The sequence below is a fragment of the Vibrio genomosp. F6 genome, from assembly GCF_005146325.1.
Taxonomy (GTDB): domain Bacteria; phylum Pseudomonadota; class Gammaproteobacteria; order Enterobacterales; family Vibrionaceae; genus Vibrio; species Vibrio cortegadensis.
This window is the reverse complement of sequence record NZ_SYUT01000010.1, coordinates 54,713-76,039: the sequence shown is the minus strand read 5'-3', so window position 1 is coordinate 76,039 and position 21,327 is coordinate 54,713. Positions and strand designations below refer to the sequence as shown.

The 21,327-nt window shown below is 41.6% G+C and carries 19 protein-coding genes; 8 read left to right on the top strand and 11 right to left on the bottom strand.

Annotation, left to right across the window (positions count from 1 at the left end; all coding sequences use genetic code 11):
* Positions 1-97 precede the first annotated feature (97 nt).
* The gene (locus FCV43_RS00910; protein WP_017051952.1) at positions 98-787 is read left to right on the top strand and encodes a TVP38/TMEM64 family protein; all 690 of its coding nucleotides are present in this window, start codon (positions 98-100) and stop codon (positions 785-787) included.
* Entirely contained in the window at positions 784-1,101 is a 318-nt protein-coding gene (locus tag FCV43_RS00905) for a DUF2007 domain-containing protein (RefSeq protein WP_136993748.1), read from the top strand. The genes FCV43_RS00910 and FCV43_RS00905 overlap by 4 nt, the downstream gene beginning before the upstream one ends.
* A 68-nt stretch (positions 1,102-1,169) precedes the next feature.
* On the opposite strand, the gene FCV43_RS00900 is transcribed toward FCV43_RS00905, so the two are convergent.
* The 4 genes from FCV43_RS00900 to topA form a co-directional block, all read right to left on the bottom strand.
* Positions 1,170-1,970 (bottom strand): alpha/beta fold hydrolase, encoded by an 801-nt coding sequence (locus FCV43_RS00900; protein ID WP_136993747.1) that lies wholly within the window; start codon positions 1,968-1,970, stop codon positions 1,170-1,172.
* 216 nt (positions 1,971-2,186) lie between these two features.
* Positions 2,187-3,644, bottom strand: coding sequence for a glycogen synthase GlgA (gene glgA, locus FCV43_RS00895; RefSeq protein WP_017051949.1), 1,458 nt, complete (start codon positions 3,642-3,644; stop codon positions 2,187-2,189).
* Positions 3,634-4,863 carry a glucose-1-phosphate adenylyltransferase gene (gene glgC / locus FCV43_RS00890; protein WP_136993746.1) on the bottom strand — a complete coding sequence of 410 codons (1,230 nt, stop codon included), beginning with the start codon at positions 4,861-4,863 and terminating at the stop codon, positions 3,634-3,636. Before glgC ends, glgA begins: the two co-directional genes overlap by 11 nt.
* Positions 4,864-5,520: 657 nt before the next feature.
* Positions 5,521-8,157: a type I DNA topoisomerase gene (topA, locus tag FCV43_RS00885; protein ID WP_136993745.1), complete on the bottom strand. Its 2,637-nt coding sequence runs from the start codon at positions 8,155-8,157 to the stop codon at positions 5,521-5,523.
* 515 nt (positions 8,158-8,672) lie between these two features.
* Here topA and FCV43_RS00880 point away from each other — a divergent pair.
* Positions 8,673-8,921, top strand: a complete 249-nt coding sequence (locus FCV43_RS00880) for a YciN family protein (RefSeq protein WP_017051945.1) — start codon at positions 8,673-8,675, stop codon at positions 8,919-8,921.
* Positions 8,922-8,972: 51 nt separating this feature from the next.
* Here the strand turns inward: FCV43_RS00880 and aroA are convergent, their stop codons facing one another.
* The gene (gene aroA, locus FCV43_RS00875) at positions 8,973-10,253 is read right to left on the bottom strand and encodes a 3-phosphoshikimate 1-carboxyvinyltransferase (protein ID WP_136993877.1); all 1,281 of its coding nucleotides are present in this window, start codon (positions 10,251-10,253) and stop codon (positions 8,973-8,975) included.
* 151 nt (positions 10,254-10,404) lie between these two features.
* Positions 10,405-10,860 carry a glycine zipper 2TM domain-containing protein gene (locus FCV43_RS00870; protein WP_017051943.1) on the bottom strand — a complete coding sequence of 152 codons (456 nt, stop codon included), beginning with the start codon at positions 10,858-10,860 and terminating at the stop codon, positions 10,405-10,407.
* A gap of 31 nt (positions 10,861-10,891) precedes the next feature.
* Here FCV43_RS00870 and aat point away from each other — a divergent pair, with 31 nt between their 5' ends.
* From aat to infA, 3 genes are all read left to right on the top strand, one after another.
* Complete coding sequence (gene aat / locus FCV43_RS00865) at positions 10,892-11,614, top strand: leucyl/phenylalanyl-tRNA--protein transferase (RefSeq protein WP_136993744.1); 723 nt, start codon at positions 10,892-10,894, stop codon at positions 11,612-11,614.
* Entirely contained in the window at positions 11,614-12,312 is a 699-nt protein-coding gene (locus tag FCV43_RS00860) for an arginyltransferase (RefSeq protein WP_113797496.1), read from the top strand. The genes aat and FCV43_RS00860 overlap by 1 nt, the downstream gene beginning before the upstream one ends.
* A gap of 81 nt (positions 12,313-12,393) precedes the next feature.
* A complete protein-coding gene (infA, locus tag FCV43_RS00855; protein ID WP_001040192.1) occupies positions 12,394-12,612 on the top strand; it encodes a translation initiation factor IF-1 in 219 nt (72 codons plus the stop codon).
* Between the two features lie 160 nt (positions 12,613-12,772).
* Here the strand turns inward: infA and clpA are convergent, their stop codons facing one another.
* Both clpA and clpS read right to left on the bottom strand, forming a co-directional pair.
* Positions 12,773-15,040: an ATP-dependent Clp protease ATP-binding subunit ClpA gene (clpA, locus tag FCV43_RS00850; RefSeq protein ID WP_136993743.1), complete on the bottom strand. Its 2,268-nt coding sequence runs from the start codon at positions 15,038-15,040 to the stop codon at positions 12,773-12,775.
* A gap of 44 nt (positions 15,041-15,084) precedes the next feature.
* Positions 15,085-15,405, bottom strand: coding sequence for an ATP-dependent Clp protease adapter ClpS (clpS, locus tag FCV43_RS00845; RefSeq protein ID WP_113797675.1), 321 nt, complete (start codon positions 15,403-15,405; stop codon positions 15,085-15,087).
* 447 nt (positions 15,406-15,852) lie between these two features.
* Between clpS and cspD the strand changes: the two genes are divergently transcribed.
* The gene (gene cspD, locus FCV43_RS00840; RefSeq protein ID WP_017051938.1) at positions 15,853-16,068 is read left to right on the top strand and encodes a cold shock domain-containing protein CspD; all 216 of its coding nucleotides are present in this window, start codon (positions 15,853-15,855) and stop codon (positions 16,066-16,068) included.
* 151 nt (positions 16,069-16,219) lie between these two features.
* On the opposite strand, the gene FCV43_RS00835 is transcribed toward cspD, so the two are convergent.
* Complete coding sequence (locus tag FCV43_RS00835; RefSeq protein ID WP_136993742.1) at positions 16,220-18,445, bottom strand: NADP-dependent isocitrate dehydrogenase; 2,226 nt, start codon at positions 18,443-18,445, stop codon at positions 16,220-16,222.
* A gap of 368 nt (positions 18,446-18,813) precedes the next feature.
* Here FCV43_RS00835 and FCV43_RS00830 point away from each other — a divergent pair, with 368 nt between their 5' ends.
* Positions 18,814-19,506: a pseudouridine synthase gene (locus FCV43_RS00830; protein ID WP_170961575.1), complete on the top strand. Its 693-nt coding sequence runs from the start codon at positions 18,814-18,816 to the stop codon at positions 19,504-19,506.
* 63 nt (positions 19,507-19,569) lie between these two features.
* Here FCV43_RS00830 and FCV43_RS00825 read toward each other — a convergent pair whose 3' ends face one another.
* Both FCV43_RS00825 and FCV43_RS00820 read right to left on the bottom strand, forming a co-directional pair.
* Positions 19,570-20,214 (bottom strand): DUF2057 family protein, encoded by a 645-nt coding sequence (locus FCV43_RS00825; RefSeq protein WP_136993740.1) that lies wholly within the window; start codon positions 20,212-20,214, stop codon positions 19,570-19,572.
* Between the two features lie 69 nt (positions 20,215-20,283).
* Positions 20,284-21,294, bottom strand: a complete 1,011-nt coding sequence (locus FCV43_RS00820) for a porin (protein ID WP_136993739.1) — start codon at positions 21,292-21,294, stop codon at positions 20,284-20,286.
* Positions 21,295-21,327 lie beyond the last annotated feature (33 nt).

Here is a 21,327-nt window from a genome sequence, read left to right as displayed (position 1 = left end):
ATATGAAATATTTCTCCTCGCTTCCCTGTCTTATCTTTGTAAGTCGATAAAACATTTGTCATATTGTTCTCATAAACGTTCGCAAGGAGCTTCTTCCATGAGTAAAAAACTAATCATTGGTATCCTTTTAGTCGCTGTTGTTCTTTTTTTAGGCGTTAACTTTGGTCAATACCTAACCCTTGAAAACGCAAAAGCCCAACAAGCCGTACTCAACGAATATATCCAAAACAACTTCGTCGTTGCTGGCCTGATTTACTTCCTTGCTTACGTATTGATCACCGCGTTTTCAATTCCGGGAGCTGCTGTCGTCACACTTTTAGGCGCTGCTCTTTTTGGATTCTGGTTTAGCCTATTTTTGGTCTCTTTTGCTAGCACAATTGGAGCAACGTTAGCATTTTTGAGCAGTCGCTTCCTGTTAAGAGATTGGGTGCAAAGTAAGTTTGGAGACAAACTAGAGGCGATTAATAATGGCGTTGAAAAAGATGGGGCGTTTTATCTCTTCTCATTACGCTTGATCCCTGTTTTCCCATTTTTCTTAATTAATCTATTGATGGGCCTAACTCCAATCACCACCTTAAAATTCTACCTAACTAGTCAATTAGGCATGCTCGCTGGTACCATGGTCTACCTAAATGCAGGCACACAGCTTGCGGAAATAGACTCGCTTTCGGGCATTGTTTCACCCTCCGTATTGGCGTCATTTGCACTACTCGGTCTATTTCCTATTATCGCAAAATGGTTAATGGCAAAATTTAAACCGACAACTCATGCAGAGAATGAATCATGAAAGCATTTATTGCGAGTACACCTACTGAAGCGCATATCGTGTGTGAATGGTTGAAGAGCGAACGCATCGACTGTGAAGTTAGAGGTGAGGGATTGTTTGGCCTTCGTGGCGAATTACCACTAAGTGATGATACCGATGCTTATATTTGGTTACATAACCCAGAACAAGCATTAAAAGCGAAAGCCATTATTGATGACTACCAGCAACAATGCAGTAGTCACCAACACCATTCATGGCACTGTCAGCACTGTAATAATGATAATGAACCGCAATTTGGAGTTTGCTGGAGTTGTAGTCATAGCCGCGATATTTAACTACTAAGCAATGATAGCTCTATAAATATAACTCGCACCGTTAACGAGTAGTACTCTTCCCCGAGAATCTACTCATTAATTTGTTTTTGAATAAACTCTATAGAGTGCTTATTAAACTCATCAGGTCGCTCGACATTACATACATGCCCACAATCGGGAATCTCACACAACTCGCTCGACTCATGCACTGCAATCATCTCTTTTACCGGTTGGATAAACATGTAGTCTTTCTCACCCATTAAATAAAGTGTAGGAATGGGTAATTCACTGTCTTTAAAATAGCGCATCAAAGGGTTAACTTCAGAGGTCAACATAAACCAGCGTTTAAATTCTTTCTGGCATAATTTCTTAGCTTCTCGGATAAAGAGGTTGCGCGACTCTTTCTGATTTCGCTGCGGCATAACAATGTAAGCGAAAAGGCTATACAACCACATGTAAGGGATAATGTGCTTGCTCATATTGCCAAGCTTCACCAGTACTTGCGATCGAGTATTAAGGCGAGTAACGGCACCACCCAACACCATAGAACGAACACGATGGGTTGCAAGTTCCGCGATATTTCGAACAATAATTGTCCCTAGCGACATACCAACAAAATGCGCTGAACGGATCTTAAGGTGATCGAGTACTTTAAGGATGTCCATAGTCACCGTTTTAAAAGTATACCGATTACTGATCAGCTCTTTCAGAAGTTGATTCGATTTTCCGTGTCCTCTCAAATCAATCAGTAAAAGATTAAAATGAGCTTTATACGCTTTGATTTGTTTAAACCAAATGGATGAACTTCCGCCCGCACCATGCACAAACACCACCCATTCTTCACTTGTGGGATGAGTATAAGTTTTATGGAATAAAAGAGACTCAGTCATAAATTAGGAGGTTCGCTATATATCAATGGGATTTAAAAGTGGAATGGAAGATTAACACAGATCAAGCGGATTGGAGTTTAGCTAATGTCAGATATTAGCTATTAGGGTAAAAAAGTGTGAGATTAGCGGTCTGATAAGCTAATTTAATGATATTACTATCGATAAACACCACATTATAGAAATAAAGTGAAGACGCCATCACGCCTTCACCTTTATTTATAGAGCGTCTAGATACATAGAGAGATAGGTTTTCGCCGCTTCACTCCAAGAGAACTCTTGTTTCATGGCTTGTAACTGAACACGTTTAATTTCCGCTGGCTGTTGTGTATAAACCAGCAGAGATCGTAGCATCACAAGCAGCAATGCATTCGAGCTTGGCTCACTGAAACTAAATCCTGTTGCGTCAAATGGAGAACTATCGTAATCAACAACGCTATCTTTCAACCCACCAACTGAACGAACAATCGGCAGCGTTCCATAAGCCATACTGTATATCTGATTGAGGCCACAAGGCTCAAATTCAGATGGCATTAAGAAGAAGTCAGAGCCCGCCTCAACTAAATGAGCCAATGTGTTGTCGTAAGCTTCTACAAAAGCAAACTTATCGGAATGCAGTGACATGATCTCTTTCAGTTGTTCTGCTAGGACAGGATCCCCTGTTCCAACCACCACAACCTGTAGATCATTTTTCAAAAATTCAGACAGAATTGGTAATAAGTAGTGCACGCCTTTCTGATGAGTTAACCGGCAAACCATTCCGTAAACTGCGACCGATTTCTCTGGTAACCCCACTTCAGATTGGAGTTGTTGCTTACACACTTTCTTGCCGCGCACCATACTCTGATGAGAGGCTTTATACTGTTTTGGGATTAAAGTGTCCTTTTCCGGGTTCCATGCCCCGTAGTCACAACCATTTAGTATCCCATACAGATCATCACTACGCTGTTGAAATTCAGCAGCCATACCGTGGCTACCTAACTCAGTGAGTAACTCTTTCGCGTAGCTAGGGCTTACTGCATTGATCTTATCTGCATTCAGGACACCGGCTTTAAGCATGGTGATATGAGTTTCACTTACGGCAGCATCTGGGGCATACCGAGCATGAAATTCGTGTACGCTACTTTGCAGCTCATCGTAACTGAACACACCTTTGAATACCGCGTTATGCACCGAAATGACACTCTTCATTTGAGCGTAAAATTCCTCTTTCGCATAACGGTGTTTCAAAAAGTATGGGACAAACCCAGTATGCCAATCATTAGCATGAACGATATTTGGTTGAAACGATAACTTCGGCAGCATATCGAGACAAGCAGCACTAAAGAAAGCAAAACGTTCACCATTGTCAGCATACGCTTGGTTATTTTCTGCGTACATTTCAGCACGGTCAAAAAACTGAGGACAGTCAATGGCGTACACCGATGTACCTTCTAACGTTAACTCTCGCACCATATATGGCGTATGAGGCCAATGCTCAAGTTGTGTATCTAATAGAACTTTTGCTTCTGTAACACCTGGAATTTTTCTGTACGCTGGAAGTGTGATTCGTACATCTTGCTCTAGGTTTTTTAACGCTAAAGGCAGTGCCTTGGCAACATCTGCCAAGCCACCGCTTTTAATTAACCCTTCGACCTCTGATGCAACAAACAGAATAGAAAGAGTTTTAGTAGCCAATGCGCGCTCCTTTAGGGATAACAACAATGCCTTCATCCGATACATGATAATGCTTTTTATCTTCTTGGAGGTTTACGCCAATCTGTGTGTCAGGTGCAATATCGACATCTTTATCGACAATAACTCGACGTAATACACACCCTTCACCGATCTTCACATCACCAAGTAGAATACTTTCGCTAATGTCACACGTCGAAGCGATATTACTTCTAAATCCAAGTACTGATTTCTCAATACGCGAACCACGAACAAAACTACCGTTACATACCAAGCTATCAATAATCTGTACTCGACCATTCACTGAATCAGTGAAAGTTGCTGGCGGTAGTGGTGGGTAGTAAGTATGTAGGGGCCACTTGCGGTTATAAAGTGAGAAAGGAGCATCTTCAGCAAGAAGATCCATATGAGCCTGCCAGTACGCATCAATCGTACCTACATCGCGCCAATACACTTCCTCTTTTTCGCCAGTGATCTTATTTGTACTAAAGTCATAAACAAATACATCACCACGTGGGTACATATTAGGAATGATGTCTTTACCAAAATCATGGCTAGAATCTTCTTTCTCAGCATCGGCGTTCAATTCAGCAAACAGATTCTGAGCTTCAAATACATAGTTACCCATTGATACAAGTGCGAATTCAGGGTCACCCGGAATCGATTTAGGGTTGCTTGGCTTCTCTTCGAAACCTATCATGCGTCCCTCTTCATCCACTTCAATAACACCAAATTCACTTGCTTCGGCAACAGGCATACGAAGAGCTGAAACCGTTAGAGACGCTTCTTTCTTCTGGTGGAAATCAAGCATCTGCTTAATATCCATTTTATAAATATGATCAGAACCAAAAATACAAACATGATCTGGTTCTTCTAATTCCATAAAACGTAAATTTTGGTAGATAGCATCTGCTGTGCCTTCATACCAACGCTTACCTGTTCTCATTTGAGCAGGAATCGGATCGATAAATCGATCCGTGATCCCACTAATATTCCAGCCCTTTTTCATGTGGTGAAATAACGATTGAGATTTAAATTGAGTTAACACGTAAATTTTCATCAGATCGGCATTAACAAAATTGTTCAATGCGAAATCTATTAAGCGATAACTTCCACCGAACGGAACTGCAGGCTTACTACGAGATTCGGTTAAAGGTCTTAAACGAGAACCTTCACCGCCAGCAAGAATCATACCCAATACACCAGCCATTTTATTCTCCATATATAGCTTATAAGAATGTTCGACATTTACTTGTGAAGAAATACTTCGGGGGAAGCAAACATCGATTCTGTATACTTTTTGCGCACCTATACACCAATTAAGATCCCAGTATGGTGTACTTATTTATTAAGCCTCGCGCAGGTTGAGTGCTATATTTTATTGCACTTTGTTTCTTATAACTTATCTTTTTTAGACGAGAATACCAATTTAAAAAATCCTATTCTTCGACCCTATACACTTTGCTTGTGCAAGTCGTAGGTTTGGTCACATTACACCGCCGGCACAAAACAATAAATCAACATACACTCAACATAAACAATACACTCAATCGATTCATTTTGTGCAGTTTAATAACCTCAGGTGACAGTTATATGAATTTACAATCACTTCACGAATGGATTGCATATTTAGGCCCTGAGCTCAAACTGCCTATTTTATTGACTTCGGAATATTTTATTATTTCATTACTGGATATTATTTCGGCGATTTTGCTTATTTTTACAGAGCACTAGACTAATTAGATCAATCCCAAAAAAGGATTCAAATATCAAAGAGAAAAAATATTCAGCACCGACTTGTTAACAAATTTAACAAAAACAGAAGTCGAAATAATATCTGACTTGCATAAAAAAAGCAGCTCGAAAGCTGCTTTTAAATTTATTTAGTCTCTTTTTTGGGCTTCTTACGTTTATCCGTAATTTCCCATTTTCCATCGATATAAAGTGCTGTCCATCCTGATGGCTTTCCATCAATTTCCGAACGAACGTAGTTCTCTTTCGATTTACGACTAAAACGGACCACCGTTGGTAATCCATCTGGATCAGCAACAGGAGCAGACGCCAAGTATTGGAATTTTGGTGAAATTCGATCTTTAAAGCGAACCAGCTCTTCGACTAAAGGTGCTCTTGTTTCACGCGATTTAGGAAAATTACTCGCAGCCATAAACAGACCTGAAGCACCATCGCGTAATACAAAGTAAGCATCCGAATTGCTGCAAGGAAGTTCAGGTAAATGAACTGGATCTTCTTTCGGTGGCGCGACTTCACCATTTTTCAAGATTTTACGCGTGTTTTTACACTCTTCACTCGTACAATCCATATATTTGCCGAAACGACCATTTTTAAGAACCATATCAGAACCACACTTGTCACATTCAACAAGCGGTCCGTCATAGCCTTTCACTTTGAATTCGCCATGCTCAACAATGTAGCCTTCACAGTTCGGGTTATTACCACAAACATGCATTTTACGCGTTTCATCAATTAAGTACGCGTCCATTGCCGTTTCACAAATTGGACAACGTTTTTTAGCTCGCAATGCTGCGGTTTCTACGTCTTCTTCCAGCACGTTTACTACGCCATCTTCATCGCCTAAGTTAATGGTCGTTTTACAGCGCTCTTTCGGTGGCAGTGCATAGCCAGAACAGCCAAGGAACACACCAGTAGAAGCGGTGCGAATACCCATCGGACGTTCACATGTAGGACACTTAATATCGGTCTCTACAATGTGGTTAGGCTTCATACCACCCGCATCTTCATCGAGATCAGCGGTTTCTAAATCACCGGTAAAATCAGTAAAGAAGTTATCTAGCACACCTTTCCAGCTCGTTTCACCTTCAGCGACTTGGTCCAATTTCTGTTCCATGCGCGCGGTAAAATCATAGTTCATCAGGTCATTGAAACTGCCGTCTAATCGATCAGTAACAATTTCACCCATTTTTTCAGCATAGAAACGGCGCTGTTCAACTTTTACGTACCCACGATCTTGAATCGTCGAGATAATAGAAGCGTAAGTAGATGGACGGCCAATACCACGTTTTTCGAGCTCTTTAACTAATGCAGCTTCAGTAAATCGAGCTGGTGGCTTAGTAAAGTGCTGCTTAGGATCCAGTTTAACAAGGCTCAGCTTATCGCCAATTTGAACCGCAGGAAGGATGGTATCTTCATTTTTACCCATTGGACGCTGAACACGTGTCCAACCATCAAATTTTAGAATACGGCCTTTCGCTTTTAATGTGTACTCGTCGGCTTTCACACTCACGGTTGTTGAATCGTATTGCGCTGGTGTCATCTGACACGCAACGAATTGATTCCAAATCAGTGAATATAGTTTATGTGCATCAGCATCAACACCGTTTAGGTCATCTGTTTTCACTTCAACACTTGAAGGTCGAATCGCTTCATGCGCCTCTTGAGCTCCTTCTTTGCTGCCATAAACTAAGGGCTTCTCAGGAAGGTAATTAGGTCCATACTCACTGCCGATGAATTCACGGGCCGCTTCTACAGCCTCTGAACTCAAGTTCGTTGAGTCAGTACGCATATAGGTAATATAACCCGCTTCATATAAGCGTTGAGCTAACATCATCGTCTTCTTCACGCCATAGCCTAAGCGTGTACTCGCCGCTTGTTGCAGCGTCGATGTAATATAAGGAGCTGAAGGTTTACTCTTCGTTGGACGATCTTCACGTTTACACACTTCATACTGCGATTTTTGCAGCACAGACAACGCACTATTCGCTTCAGCTTCATTGACAGGTTTAAATGCAACACCTGCTTTTTGAGCGACCATCAAGCGGAAATCAGTAGAATCCTTAGTGTGTGTATCTGCGTGGATATCCCAAAACTCTTCTGGAATAAACGCATTGATTTCACGTTCACGCTCCACCAGAAGTTTAACTGCCACAGACTGAACACGGCCCGCAGACAAACCACGCGCCACTTTTTTCCATAACAGCGGTGAAACCATGAAACCAACAACGCGGTCCATGAAACGACGCGCTTGTTGAGCATTAACGCCATCCATATTGAGTTCACCAGGCGTTTCAAATGCCTGTTGGATTGCGTTTTTGGTAATTTCGTTAAACACAACGCGTTTGTATCGCTCTTCATCGCCGCCGATGATCTCACGAAGGTGCCATGCGATAGCTTCTCCTTCGCGGTCCAAATCGGTTGCGAGATAGACGAAATCAGCGTCTTCTGCTAGTTTCTGTAATTCCGCCACGACCTTTTCTTTGCCCGGCAAAATTTGATAATTGGCTTCCCAATCTTGATAAGGGTTAATACCCATTTTCTTGATAAGTGCTTTGCGATCTTTCTCTTTCTTGATACGAGCTTTTTCTTCGACGCTCATTCCTTTGGTAGAAATAGCAGCGGCTTTTTTACCCGTACTTTGACCGGCAGTAGGAAGATCACGTACGTGACCCACACTAGACTTCACGATGAAATCTTTACCAAGATATTTATTAATGGTTTTTGCCTTGGCTGGCGATTCCACTATAACGAGCGATTTACCCATAATTGACTCTAACGTCCTTAATCACGACGCGATTGGAAAAAGAGAGCTGAATCAGATAACAACTATTGCATCTTAATTAGCATCTTTCGCGATTTCGCATGATGTTCGAAATTATTGCTTCTTTTTTTACTATTGAGCGAGATTACAAGAAGATCAACCTGTTTTTTTAAATTTGACTCTGATTGCTCGACAAATCATCGACTATGACACTTACTAATTCATTTACAGTAAAAGATGAACAATAACTATTATCCTTTAAATCAGTGACCCCAAGCAAACGCGGCATATAGTAAACATGTGATATTGCTAATACCTAACGGACTTAAGCGTTTTTTGCCATAAATCACAGAATAACCACGATCTTTTTGTTGTCGGCATCAGTTAAGTTAGCAAAACTATTGAAATTCACCACAAGGTACATACACTGTCGATTCAATTTGCCCTGTAAGTACAGGCGTTCGTTTCTCAACAACTCTCTGTTTACTCGGTACTGGCTATTTAATTGGACAAAAATCATGACCACTAAAAAATCTATTTCTTCATTTGACCTTCTACTCATTGCCAATCAAATCATTCAAGAACACGATGATTACATCGAAGGAATGCGCGCTGATTCAGTAGAAGAAAAAGAAGAAGTTTTAGTATTTAAAGGTGAATATTTTTTAGATGACAATGGGCTTCCAACCCAGAACACAACTGCCGTTTTTAATATGTTTAAATACCTTGCCATAAACTTATCTAAAGAGTTCACTTTAGAAAAATAAATCAACATATTGCGAATTAAGGCCCTTAACCTCAAGGGCCTAGTTGAACACTTATTGACTCAAACGTTGCAGCTGTTCGAAGTAATCTGGAAACGTTTTTGACGTACATTTCGGATCATTAATCGTCACCGGGGTATTGCTCAACGCAACGAGAGAGAAACACATTGCCATACGATGATCGTCGTAGGTATCAATTGCAGCATGTTGAATTTCCGAGCATGGCTTAACAATGATGTAATCCTCACCCTCTTCCACCTCTGCACCTACTTTGCGTAATTCTGTCGCCATTGCCGATAGACGATCGGTCTCTTTTACTCGCCAATTATAGACATTTCTAATGGCTGTAGTGCCCTTAGCAAATAGCGCAGTTGTTGCAATGGTCATCGCCGCATCTGGAATATGATTGTAGTCAAGGTCTACGCCTTTCAGTTCACCGCGGCGAGCAATGACATAATCGTCGCCCCACTCAATTTCCGCGCCCATTTTTTCAAGCGCATCCGCAAATTGAATGTCGCCTTGAATGCTATTTTTTCCAATGCCTGTGACTTTTATCTCACCACCTTTAATCGCGGCTGCCGCAAGAAAATATGAGGCCGAAGAAGCATCACCTTCAACTAAAAAATCACCTGGAGCATGATAAGATTGACCCGCTGGAATCACAAATTCTTGGTAGTTAAGATTTTCCACCTTAACACCAAATTGCGCCATGATATGAAGAGTGATATCGATATACGGTTTGGATACTAAATCGCCAATAATCTTAATCCGCACTTCTCCATCAGCTAGAGGCGCAGACATTAGAAAAGCGGTTAAAAACTGGCTTGAAATAGATCCATCAATAGAAACAGTGCCCGACTTGAGTCCTTGCGCTGTAATCTTCAACGGTGGGTAATTTTCATTCTCTAAATATTCAATCTGAGCTCCGGCTTCGCGCAAAGCATTCACTAGATGGCCAATTGGGCGCTCTTTCATCCTTGGTTCACCAGTAAGTATGTACTCACCACTGCCAAGACAAAGCGCTGCCGCAAGAGGTCGCATCGCGGTACCTGCATTGCCTAAAAATAGCTCTACCGATTGAGAGCTATCAAACGCTTTCCCTAACCCTTCAACTTCACATACGGTCTTATCATTCGATAATTGATACTTCACACCCAGCAATGTAAGGGCATTAAGCATATGTCTAATATCATCGCTATCGAGCAAGTTCGTTAAACGTGTTGTTCCTGTCGCGAGAGCAGCCAATAGCAGAGCTCGATTCGAAACACTTTTCGAGCCTGGTAAATTCACTTCACCATTCACTTTTTGTATGGGTTGTAACGTTAGGCTTTCCATTGAGATAATCTGTCCTTGAGTTGTACTCGCTGTCATATTCAGCAACCAACTATGTAAAATTGTTCGTCTAGTCAGACTATCTAAAATTAATCCTGAACTCCAGAGCTAATCTAATTCAAATTAAAGGATATTTAGTCATTCAATGGCAGCATCAGTAAACCAAATCGACACGCACCCCATCATCAAAATAGAGAATACGAACAGAATCACCACGATTGAGCAGCATAGTGCTATCAACATCTTGGATCACATCGACAAGCTTTCCAGAATCAGTCTTAATTAAAATCTCTACCAGCTTATATTCAATTTTATATTGGCTAGTTGCTCGATTTCGTGCGACACCAGCCCCAGCTATTGCCCCAACCGCTGTCGCGACCTCTTTTCCTGATCCACCACCGAACTGGTTGCCAATCAGCCCACCAACGACACCGCCTAACAATGTCTCCCATCCGTTAGCCTGCGACTGTACAATCTGCTGTTCAGTGATATATCGAACGGAATCAACTTTTCCATACACGACAGAGTTTACTGGACGTGCTTGATTTCGTTGGTATCCTGCATTGGCGAACATGGGTAAAACAAGTAAGATTAATAACCAACGTTTCATTTTATTTCTCCATCTTTCACATTAAGTATTTATGACCCTATATCTCACTGAGTTAGAAAGCGACAATAATCGGTTTCCTTCCCCGTACGAAGCCCTAGAAGAACCTAACGGCTTGCTCGCATTCGGAGGTGATTTACATCCACAACGCATTCTAACTGCTTATAGTAACGGTATCTTTCCTTGGTATGGTCCCGGAGAACCTATTCTTTGGTGGAGCCCCTCACCGCGAGCCGTCTTTAACCCTAAGACCTTCAAACCATCGAAAAGTGTAAAAAAGTTTCAAAAAAAACATCGCTATAGCATCAGCATCAATCGAGCTACCTCTCAAGTGATTCAGTTGTGTGCCCAGCTGCGACCTGCAGAAGAGACATGGCTAAACGAAGAGATGAGAGCTGCCTATATAACTTTAGCAGAGCAAGGGCATTGTCACTCGGTCGAAGTATGGCAGGGTGATGAGCTCATTGGCGGGTTATATGGGATATTGAGAGGGAAAATATTCTGTGGCGAGTCAATGTTCAGTATTGAGCCCAACGCCTCTAAAATCGCTCTGTGGTATTTTTGTGACCATTTTTCAACGTACTCCGGCAAATTAATCGACTGTCAGGTCATGAACCCTCACTTAGCATCTCTAGGCGCAGTTGAGATTGAACGAGACGATTTCTTGCAGAGACTGCTATCCTATAGAGACAAGCCCGTTTCAATGAATTGCTTTAAAACTCAGTGGTTAACTTGGCCTATTGAGGGAAATGAATAATGAGTTCAGATTTGCAACAAATAAAAATTGGATTGACCGATAATCACCCGTGTAGCTATTTGGCCGATAGACAAGAACGCGTTGCGGTTGCACTTGATAATGAAATGCAAACCGCGGCAAGCTATGAAATTTTACTTGCGAATGGCTTTCGTCGCAGTGGCGATACGATATACAGGCCTCATTGCGACAAATGCCAAGCCTGCACAGCTTTACGTGTCGACATTCCTAATTTCAAACCATCAAAAAGTCAGAAAAGAGTGTTAAACAAAGCGAACCACCTTCGATGGGAGCTCAAAAGCAGCATGGATGAGCAGTGGTTTGAACTTTATAGCCGTTACATTAATGCTCGCCACAAGCATGGCACTATGTACCCACCAAAGCAGAAAGAGTTTTTCCAGTTTTCTCAAGCGAAGTGGCTAAATTGTCGATTTTTACACATCTACGATCAAGAAACGCTGGTAGCGATTGCGGTCACTGATGACTTAAATAATTGCGCCAGTGCTTTCTACACCTTTTTCGATCCTGATGTTGATCTTTCCATTGGGACGTTAGCAGTGCTATACCAAATTCAATATTGCCAAAAACTTAACAAACAATGGCTATATTTAGGTTATCAAATCGACGATTGTTCAGCGATGAACTATAAAGTACGCTTTCAACCTCATCAAAGGCTAGTAAATCAGCGATGGCAAGGGTAGAATACGCGACAAGTTTACATATCTAGATTTTAGTGGCGACACTTAGCCGCTAAAGGATGCCAAGTTTCTAAAGAGGATTAAATGGCTAAAGAAGACGTAATTGAGATGCAAGGCACTGTACTTGATACTCTACCAAACACAATGTTTCGTGTTGAACTAGAAAATGGTCACGTAGTTACAGCTCATATCTCAGGTAAAATGCGTAAGAACTACATCCGTATTCTTACTGGTGACAAAGTAACTGTAGAGATGACTCCATACGACCTATCCAAAGGCCGCATCGTCTTCCGCGCTCGTTAATATCTAATTTACGACTGCAATAAAAAACAGAGCCTAATTGCTCTGTTTTTTATGTTTTACGATTAAAAAAATACCCACTATGTCTAGTGGGTATTTTATTTTTATACTATAAACGTTCAGCGTTAGTCTTTAATTTTTAAGCCGCTAAACGTCACCTTCATCAATGAATCGCTTTCTCTTTTGTTCCAATGTACTTGAACTTAAGCTCTTCATCTTCAAGTGTCACCTTCACCGTACCGCCATCAACTAATGACCCAAACAGCAACTCATTAGCAAGAGGCTTTTTCAGACGCTCTTGAATCACACGCCCCATTGGTCTTGCCCCCATCGTTTTGTCATAGCCTTTATGAGCTAACCAGTGGCGAGCATCCTCTGAAACTTCAAGCGACACGCCACGCGCATCTAACTGTACTTGAAGTTCAACGATGAATTTATCCACCACTTGATGGATCACACTCTCATCAAGACTATTGAACCAAATGATGTTATCTAAACGGTTACGGAACTCTGGCGTAAATACTTTCTTGATTTCGGCCATCGCATCAGGGCTATGATCTTGCTGAATAAGCCCCATTGATTTTTTCTCAGTTTCTGCCACACCAGCATTGGTTGTCATCACCAATATCACGTTTCGGAAATCCGCTTTTCGGCCATTGTTATCCGTTAATGTACCGTTATCCATCACTTGTAGAAGCAAATTAAAGATATCTGGGTGCGCTTTTTCAATCTCATCAAGCAAGACGACAGCATGTGGATGCTTAATCACCGCGTCCGTTAATAGCCCGCCTTGGTCATACCCAACATAACCAGGAGGAGCACCAATCAAACGACTGACTGAATGGCGTTCACCGTACTCAGACATATCAAATCGCAACAGCTCAATACCCATCAATTTAGATAATTGCACTGTCACTTCCGTTTTACCCACCCCTGTAGGGCCAGCAAACAGGAATGAACCGACAGGTTTGTTATCAGCGCCTAAGCCAGCACGAGTCAATTTAATCGCCTCGCTAAGAACGTCGATCGCAGGATCTTGTCCAAACACCAGCATTTTCATTTTGTCATCGAGCTTCTGCAAAATATCTTTATCAGAAGAAGAGACCGATTTTTCGGGGATACGAGCCATTTTTGCTACCATCGACTCGATATCGGCAACGCTTACGGTTTTCTTACGACGGCTAACGGGAGCCAAGCGACTACGAGCCCCTGCTTCATCGATCACATCAATCGCTTTATCTGGCAGATGACGTTCATTAATGTATTTGGCAGAAAGTTCTACCGCTGCTCGCAATGCCTTATTGGTATAACGAACATCGTGGTGCGCTTCATATTTAGGCTTCAACCCGATAAGAATTTTAGTCGTGTCATCGATCGAAGGTTCAACCACATCAATCTTTTGGAAACGACGTGAAAGTGCGCGTTCTTTTTCAAAAACAGTGCTGTACTCCTGGTAGGTAGTTGAACCAATACAGCGTAACTTACCACTACTCAATAGCGGTTTGATCAAGTTTGCGGCATCCACTTGCCCACCCGACGCGGCACCTGCACCAATGATTGTGTGGATTTCATCAATGAATAAGATCGCATCATCTTCTTTTTCTAGCTGCTTCAAAATACCTTTAAAGCGTTTTTCAAAGTCACCACGGTATTTAGTGCCTGCCAAAAGTGAGCCAATATCTAACGAGTAGATAATGCTGTCTTGAATGACTTCAGGAACTTGCCCTTCAACAATGCGCCACGCTAAACCTTCTGCGATAGCCGTTTTGCCGACACCAGCTTCGCCGACTAATAGAGGGTTATTTTTACGGCGACGACACAATACTTGAATGGTTCTTTCTAACTCTTTATCACGTCCGATAAGCGGGTCGATTTGGCCTTTTTTCGCCACTTCATTGAGATTGGTCGCGAAACTTTCTAAGCGTTCATCCGAATTCGCCTCTTCAGCCCCCTCACTTCCAAATGACTCAGAAGAAGAGTCTTCATGGGAATCCGCGGCTTTGCTAATACCATGAGAGATAAAATTCACAATATCTAAACGGCTAATATCATTCTTTTTAAGCAGGTACGCGGCATGGGACTCTTGTTCACTAAAAATGGCAACGAGTACATTTGCCCCTGTGACTTCACTGCGACCAGACGATTGAACATGGAAAACAGCACGCTGCAGCACTCGCTGAAAGCTAAGTGTTGGCTGCGTTTCTCGCGATTCGTCATTTTCTGGGATAAGCGGGGTGGTTTGATCGATAAAAATATCGAGCTCTTGACGAAGGGCGTCTAATTCTGCTTGGCAGGCAAGCAACGCATCCTTAGCTGCATCATTTTCTAATAACGCAAGTAGGAGGTGTTCAACAGTCATAAATTCGTGCCGTTTGTCGCGCGCGCGAGCAAATGCACCGTTGAGACTCGACTCTAATTCTTTATTCAGCATATGTACCTCCTATAGGAACAACTTTGGTTGCTCAAGCAAGCCGACTACGCTTGCTCCATTGTACATAGTAGCGGATGCTCATTTTCTTTTGAGTACATCGTTACTTGGGCTACTTTTGTTTCAGCAATCTCAGCACTGAATGTACCGCAAACTGCTTTTCCATCATAATGAACCTTAAGCATAACTTGTGTTGCTTTATCAATATCCAATGAAAAAAAACGTTCTAGGATCTCGATGACAAAATCCATCGGGGTGTAATCATCGTTGTTTAATATAACGTTATACATTGCCGGCGGTTTTATCTGTGTCCGCTCTTTCTCCAGTAGGTTTGAGTCTGGAGTTACCCATTCAAAATTTTTACTCATGGCCATCAATGTTTGTAGGACTTCTAAACTTATCATTTCACAAAATGACGTATAAATCTTTGAACTTGCACACTGCAAAACATCCTTATAAAAAACATTTCACATCTAAAGACTAATGCACCATTGGTAACGCTGCAAATAAAAGATTGCGATTGCTACTAATTCGGTATCTTGTTGATTAAAAAGACAGCAAGTAAAAATTTTCCATCTCGCCTTAACAGTATATCAGTTTGCAAAAAAGTTACAGCCAAGTTAATTGCAAGGTGATTTAATTACCAATATGTTGTTATTTATACTATCGAACTATTGACTAGATGAAATCATTGGCTACATTGGTGCGTAGTGGTCAATTTTTTACCAGTTGGTAATTCATTGAGTGTTAGGGAAAAGAAACACTCATCTACACCACAACAATATCAGTAATAAAATGCATTAAGGACGTATAGCATGGCTACAGGTACAGTAAAATGGTTTAACAACGCTAAAGGGTTTGGTTTTATTAGTCCGGAGGATGAAGAAGGGGATATTTTCGCACATTACTCCACTATTCAAATGGATGGTTACCGCACTTTAAAGGCCGGGCAACAAGTCGCGTACGAAGTTGAAAAAGGGCCAAAAGGCTCACACGCCAGCTCCGTCATGCCCATTGAAGCAACAAAATAGCCAAAAATACGTAATGTAAGCAACCCATCTCAACAATGCTTACTCGACAGCTAAATGGTTACATAAAAAAACCCGCTATTCATTAGCGGGTTTTTTACTGGACAACGCATTAGCAACGATTAACGTTCAATAGCGCTTTTCTTCAATAACACTAGTCTTCAATAATGCTATTCAGCGTCGAGCTTGGGCGCATTAACGCTGATGTTTTCGCATCATCAATGAAGTAGTAACCACCAAGGTCACCGACAACACCTTGCGCATCATTCAATTCAGCCACAATTGCACTCTCGTTGTCTGCTAACTGCTTAGCAATAGGCGCAAACTCAGCAGCAAGATCAGCGTCGACACTCTGATCTGCTAGAGCTTGAGCCCAGTATGTCGCAAGATAATAGTGGCTACCACGGTTATCAAGCTCACCCACTTTACGAGATGGCGATTTATTATTATCTAAAAAGTCACCTGTCGCTTTATCTAAAGCATCCGCTAGAACCTGAGCTTTCGCATTACCCGAAACAACACTTAAATGCTCCAGAGAAGCCGCTAGTGCTAAGAACTCACCTAAAGAATCCCAACGTAGATGGTTCTCTTTTTCAACTTGTTGTACGTGCTTAGGCGCAGAACCACCCGCCCCTGTTTCAAACAGGCCGCCACCGTTCATTAATGGAACAATGGATAACATCTTCGCAGAAGTACCCAGCTCCAAAATTGGGAACAGATCGGTTAGGTAGTCACGCAATACGTTACCTGTTACAGAGATCGTATCTAGGCCCTCTAAGATTCTAACCAGCGAATATTCTGTTGCTTCTACAGGAGATAGGATTTTAATCTCTAAGCCTGACAAGTCGTAATCGGCTAGATAAGTTTCAACTTTCTTAATCAACTCTGCATCGTGTGCGCGTTGTGAATCTAACCAGAAAATTGCAGGCACATTCGATGCTTTGGCACGAGTAACCGCAAGTTTCACCCAATCTTGAATTGGCGCATCTTTCACTTGGCACATGCGGAAAATATCACCCTGTTCGACGATTTGTTCGATCAAAACAGAACCTTCAGCATCAACAACGCGAACGGTACCAGCAGCATCTAAGATGAATGTTTTATCATGCGAGCCATACTCTTCCGCTTTTTGAGCCATCAAGCCAACATTTGGAACACTACCCATTGTTGTTGGATCAAATGCCCCATTCTCTTTACAGAAATCGATAACCGATTGGTAAACACCGGCATAGCAGCGATCTGGAATCAGTGCTTTAGTATCTTTTTGTTTGCCGTCTGGGCCCCACATTTGACCAGAAGAGCGAAGCATTGCAGGCATTGAAGCATCAACGATGATATCGCTTGGTACGTGCAAGTTTGTGATGCCTCGGTCTGAGTCAACCATTGCCAGTGCTGGTTGAGTCTCGTAAACCGCGAGAATTGCCGCTTCAATCTCTTCTTTTTGAGCTTGTGGTAATGACGCGATTTTTGCGTAAACGTCCCCTAACCCATTATTAACATCGACGCCTAACTCTTCGAATAGCTCGCCATACTTAGCAAACACATCTTTGTAGTACACTTTAACAGCATGACCAAAAATGACAGGGTCAGACACTTTCATCATGGTTGCTTTCATGTGTAGAGAAAGTAGAACATCTTGTTTTTTCGCGTCTTCAATCTCTTTTTCAAAAAATGAAACGAGAGCTGATTGGTTCAAAACCGACGCATCAATAATCTCTTTATCTTGAAGTGCTAGTGCATCTTTCAGTACTTTAGTCGTGCCATCTTGGGCTACAAATTCAATGCGAACTTGTGTCTCACCAGAGATAGTGACTGACTTTTCACTACCAAAGAAATCTTTATCATCCATGCTTGCAACATGGGATTTAGAATCAGCAGACCACGCGCCCATTGAATGAGGGTTTTTCTTTGCGTAATTCTTAACAGAAAGTGGCGCTCGGCGATCCGAGTTGCCTTCACGTAATACTGGGTTTACTGCGCTACCTTTAATTTTATCGTAAGTCGCTTGAATCGCCTTTTCATCGTATGTATTTGGCTCTTCAGGGTAGTTAGGTAGTGCGTAGCCTTTCGCTTGAAGTTCAGCAATCGCCGCTTTTAACTGTGGTACCGATGCCGATACGTTGGGAAGCTTAATGATATTAGCTTCTGGCGTTTTCGCTAATTCACCTAACTCAGCAAGGGCATCAGAGATACGTTGGTCTTCTTTTAAATGCTCTGGGAAGTTAGCAATAATACGCCCAGCCAATGAAATATCGCGGGTATCTACATTGATTCCTGATGAAGCCGTAAAAGATTGAATGATTGGCAGTAAAGAGTACGTCGCCAAAGCCGGTGCTTCATCTGTGATGGTATAGATAATGGTTGGTTTTTCTGTAGGCATGAAATTTCCCTATAGTTCTAACAAGCTCTAGTAACATTAGAGCAATGTGAATTGCGCTCCTAAGCTAGCGAAACACTAACCTACTCGCATAATTGCACTCTTTATATTTTTTAAACGAAGCGTTCTCCGCCTGAGCAACGCTTGTTCAAATCCGTGAGTGCATTGGCAGTACCAGTCTTAATAACTCGATATTCAAGTCAATAAACGTATATGTAGATTGGTATACCACTTATAATTAAACAAAACATGACGAATAGTCTATTATCTTGTTCGTTGTTGTGTCATTTAGGCGCGCAAATGATATCTCAAATCCCTTCTCGGGAAAACTTTTGAATACAGTCCATTTACATTTTTGCAAGGTAGTTAACATGTCTTCTCGTCCTAGAAGCGCAAATAATTATAATCGCACATCAGATAAACCTTCCCATTTCAAACGCAAAACAGCAAATGGTACGGCATCTAAGCCATTCAAAAAGCGACCATCAAAATCTCATAGAGCAGACAAGAAGCCTAGAATCGCAATTGAAGATAGAAAAGTAATCTTATTTAATAAGCCATTTGATACATTAAGCCAGTTTACGGATGGTGATGGGCGAAAGACACTTTCGGATTTCATCCCTGTTAAAGATGTCTATGCTGCTGGTCGATTAGACCGTGACAGTGAAGGATTACTGGTATTGACCAACGACGGTTTTTATCAAGCGCAACTCACTCAGCCATCCTCTAAATCGCCAAAAACCTATTGGGTCCAGGTTGAAGGTGCGCCGCTTGAGGAAGATTTAGAAAAATTGAGAAGAGGTGTAGAGCTAAAAGATGGTATGACACTACCCGCTCAAGTTGAAGTGATGCAAGAACCTTCAGTGTGGGACAGAACGCCACCAGTGCGCTTTAGAGCGGCAATACCAACGACTTGGCTAGCTATTACTATCATTGAAGGCCGAAACCGACAGGTGCGTCGCATGACGGCTAATATCGGATTTCCAACACTGCGTCTGATACGCTATTCGATGGGTGACATGAATGTGGGAGATTTGAAGCCAGGGGAATGGAAAGAGCTGTAATTAAAAGGTACCAAGAGGTTGTTCAAGCCCATTTAAGATTTGATGGGCTTGAACGAATTCATTTTATTCTTGGTCGATTAGCCATTTTCTAAACGTTTTACGCTCTTCAGGTGTCGCTCTTGAATACCAAAGCTTCATTTGAAGGCTTGTTTCAGTTTCTACTGCAACTGTTTCAGGTTTAACAGTCGTTGACTCTTGTAGCTGTACCTGCTCAAGCTCTTTTTTCAGTGAGCGTATCTTACCTGATTCAAAAATTAAACCATGCGTTTGGTTATAACTTTTGACTAAGGCCGGAACATTAGAGTACGGGAATACATCACTTATGGGAGGAAGCACAACTTGCTCACCCTGTGTAGACGCACCATCAATGATGAATTCAAAAATTGGCTGCTTATCTTCAACGCGTTGCTTTGTCTCGCTAAAAGTTTTCGATAATAACTGTATAGTGATATCACTGTTTTGTTCAGCTTTTACCACTGCAATATATGGTACTGAACTAAAATACTCGCGCTTACCTTTTTCACTTAATCGCCCAGCAAACTCAACCACAAGTTGATTCTCACCGCCGATCAGTGAAATATTGTCTACATCTTCAACTTTTTCGCCATTTACAACCAATAAATCAATCCCCGAATCTAAATTGATCGTAGCAGAAAAAGCTAAACTACTGGATAGCAACGTAATGCACGCAATAATGAACTTATTCATTGAACTCCCCTAGAATTAAAAAAGCCAGCGTATCCACGCTGGCTTTTGACTATAACATGTAAACGCTAATTAGAACGTGTAGTAAACACCAGCAGTTACTGTATCAGCATCATATGTTTTAACATTGTTATCGTAATCAGCTGTTTGGTACTCAAGGAAACCAGTAACATTGCTAAGTACTTCGTAATCAGCACCAACAACAAGGTTAGTTGATTCTACATCAACGTCAGCACCTGTAGCTGTAATTTCATCAGCTTTTGCTAGTGAGTAAGTTGTATATAGACGTAGCTTCTCGATTTGGTAAGCAGCAGCAAAACCTAAAGTATCACCAGACATTTTGTCAGCTGAATCCCAGTAACCGTAACCGTCATTACCTTCATATTCTGCATAAGTAAGCGCTAAGAATAGGTCACCAAATTGAGCAGAACCAGATACACCCATTACTGAGTAATCAATATCAGCAGCAGCATCACCAGTTAGGTAAGAAGCACCAATTGAGTAATCACCCATTGTGTAATCAGCAGATACACCGTAAGTGTTATCAACGTTTTCGTCAGCATCAGTGTTAACATCTGCAACAAGAACTAGGCCTTCAGCAGCTTTAATTTTGAATACAGCACCGTGACCATCAGACTCTTTGTGGTTACCACCAGTTGAGCCCATGTAGTTACCTTCGTTAGTGATATCGTCTTTTTGGATTGCATCCATAGACTCTGCTAAGTCACCAACTTCACCAAACGCTACACCCCAAACATCAGTTTTAACACCAACTAGAACATCATCAAATCGTGCAACGTTTTCTTTGTTAGCAATTTTAGTTGTTTCAATTTCAAAAGATGCAAAAGATGTTAGTGAGTCATTAATTTTATGCTCAGCATCTAATTGTATTTTACCCCAAGTAGAAATGTCAGCATCTGCTTTAGAAGTAGAACCATCAAAATTATCTTGCTCAGAAGTTGTTAAAAGAATATCAACTTCACCTTTAAGAGAAACTTTAGAGTTATCGCCAGAGTAAATTTCTGCCGCGTTTACTGAACCAGCCGCTGCTACTACAGCTAATGCTAATAGAGTCTTTTTCATAATAATCCACTGCCTTTTCTATAATTGGGAAAT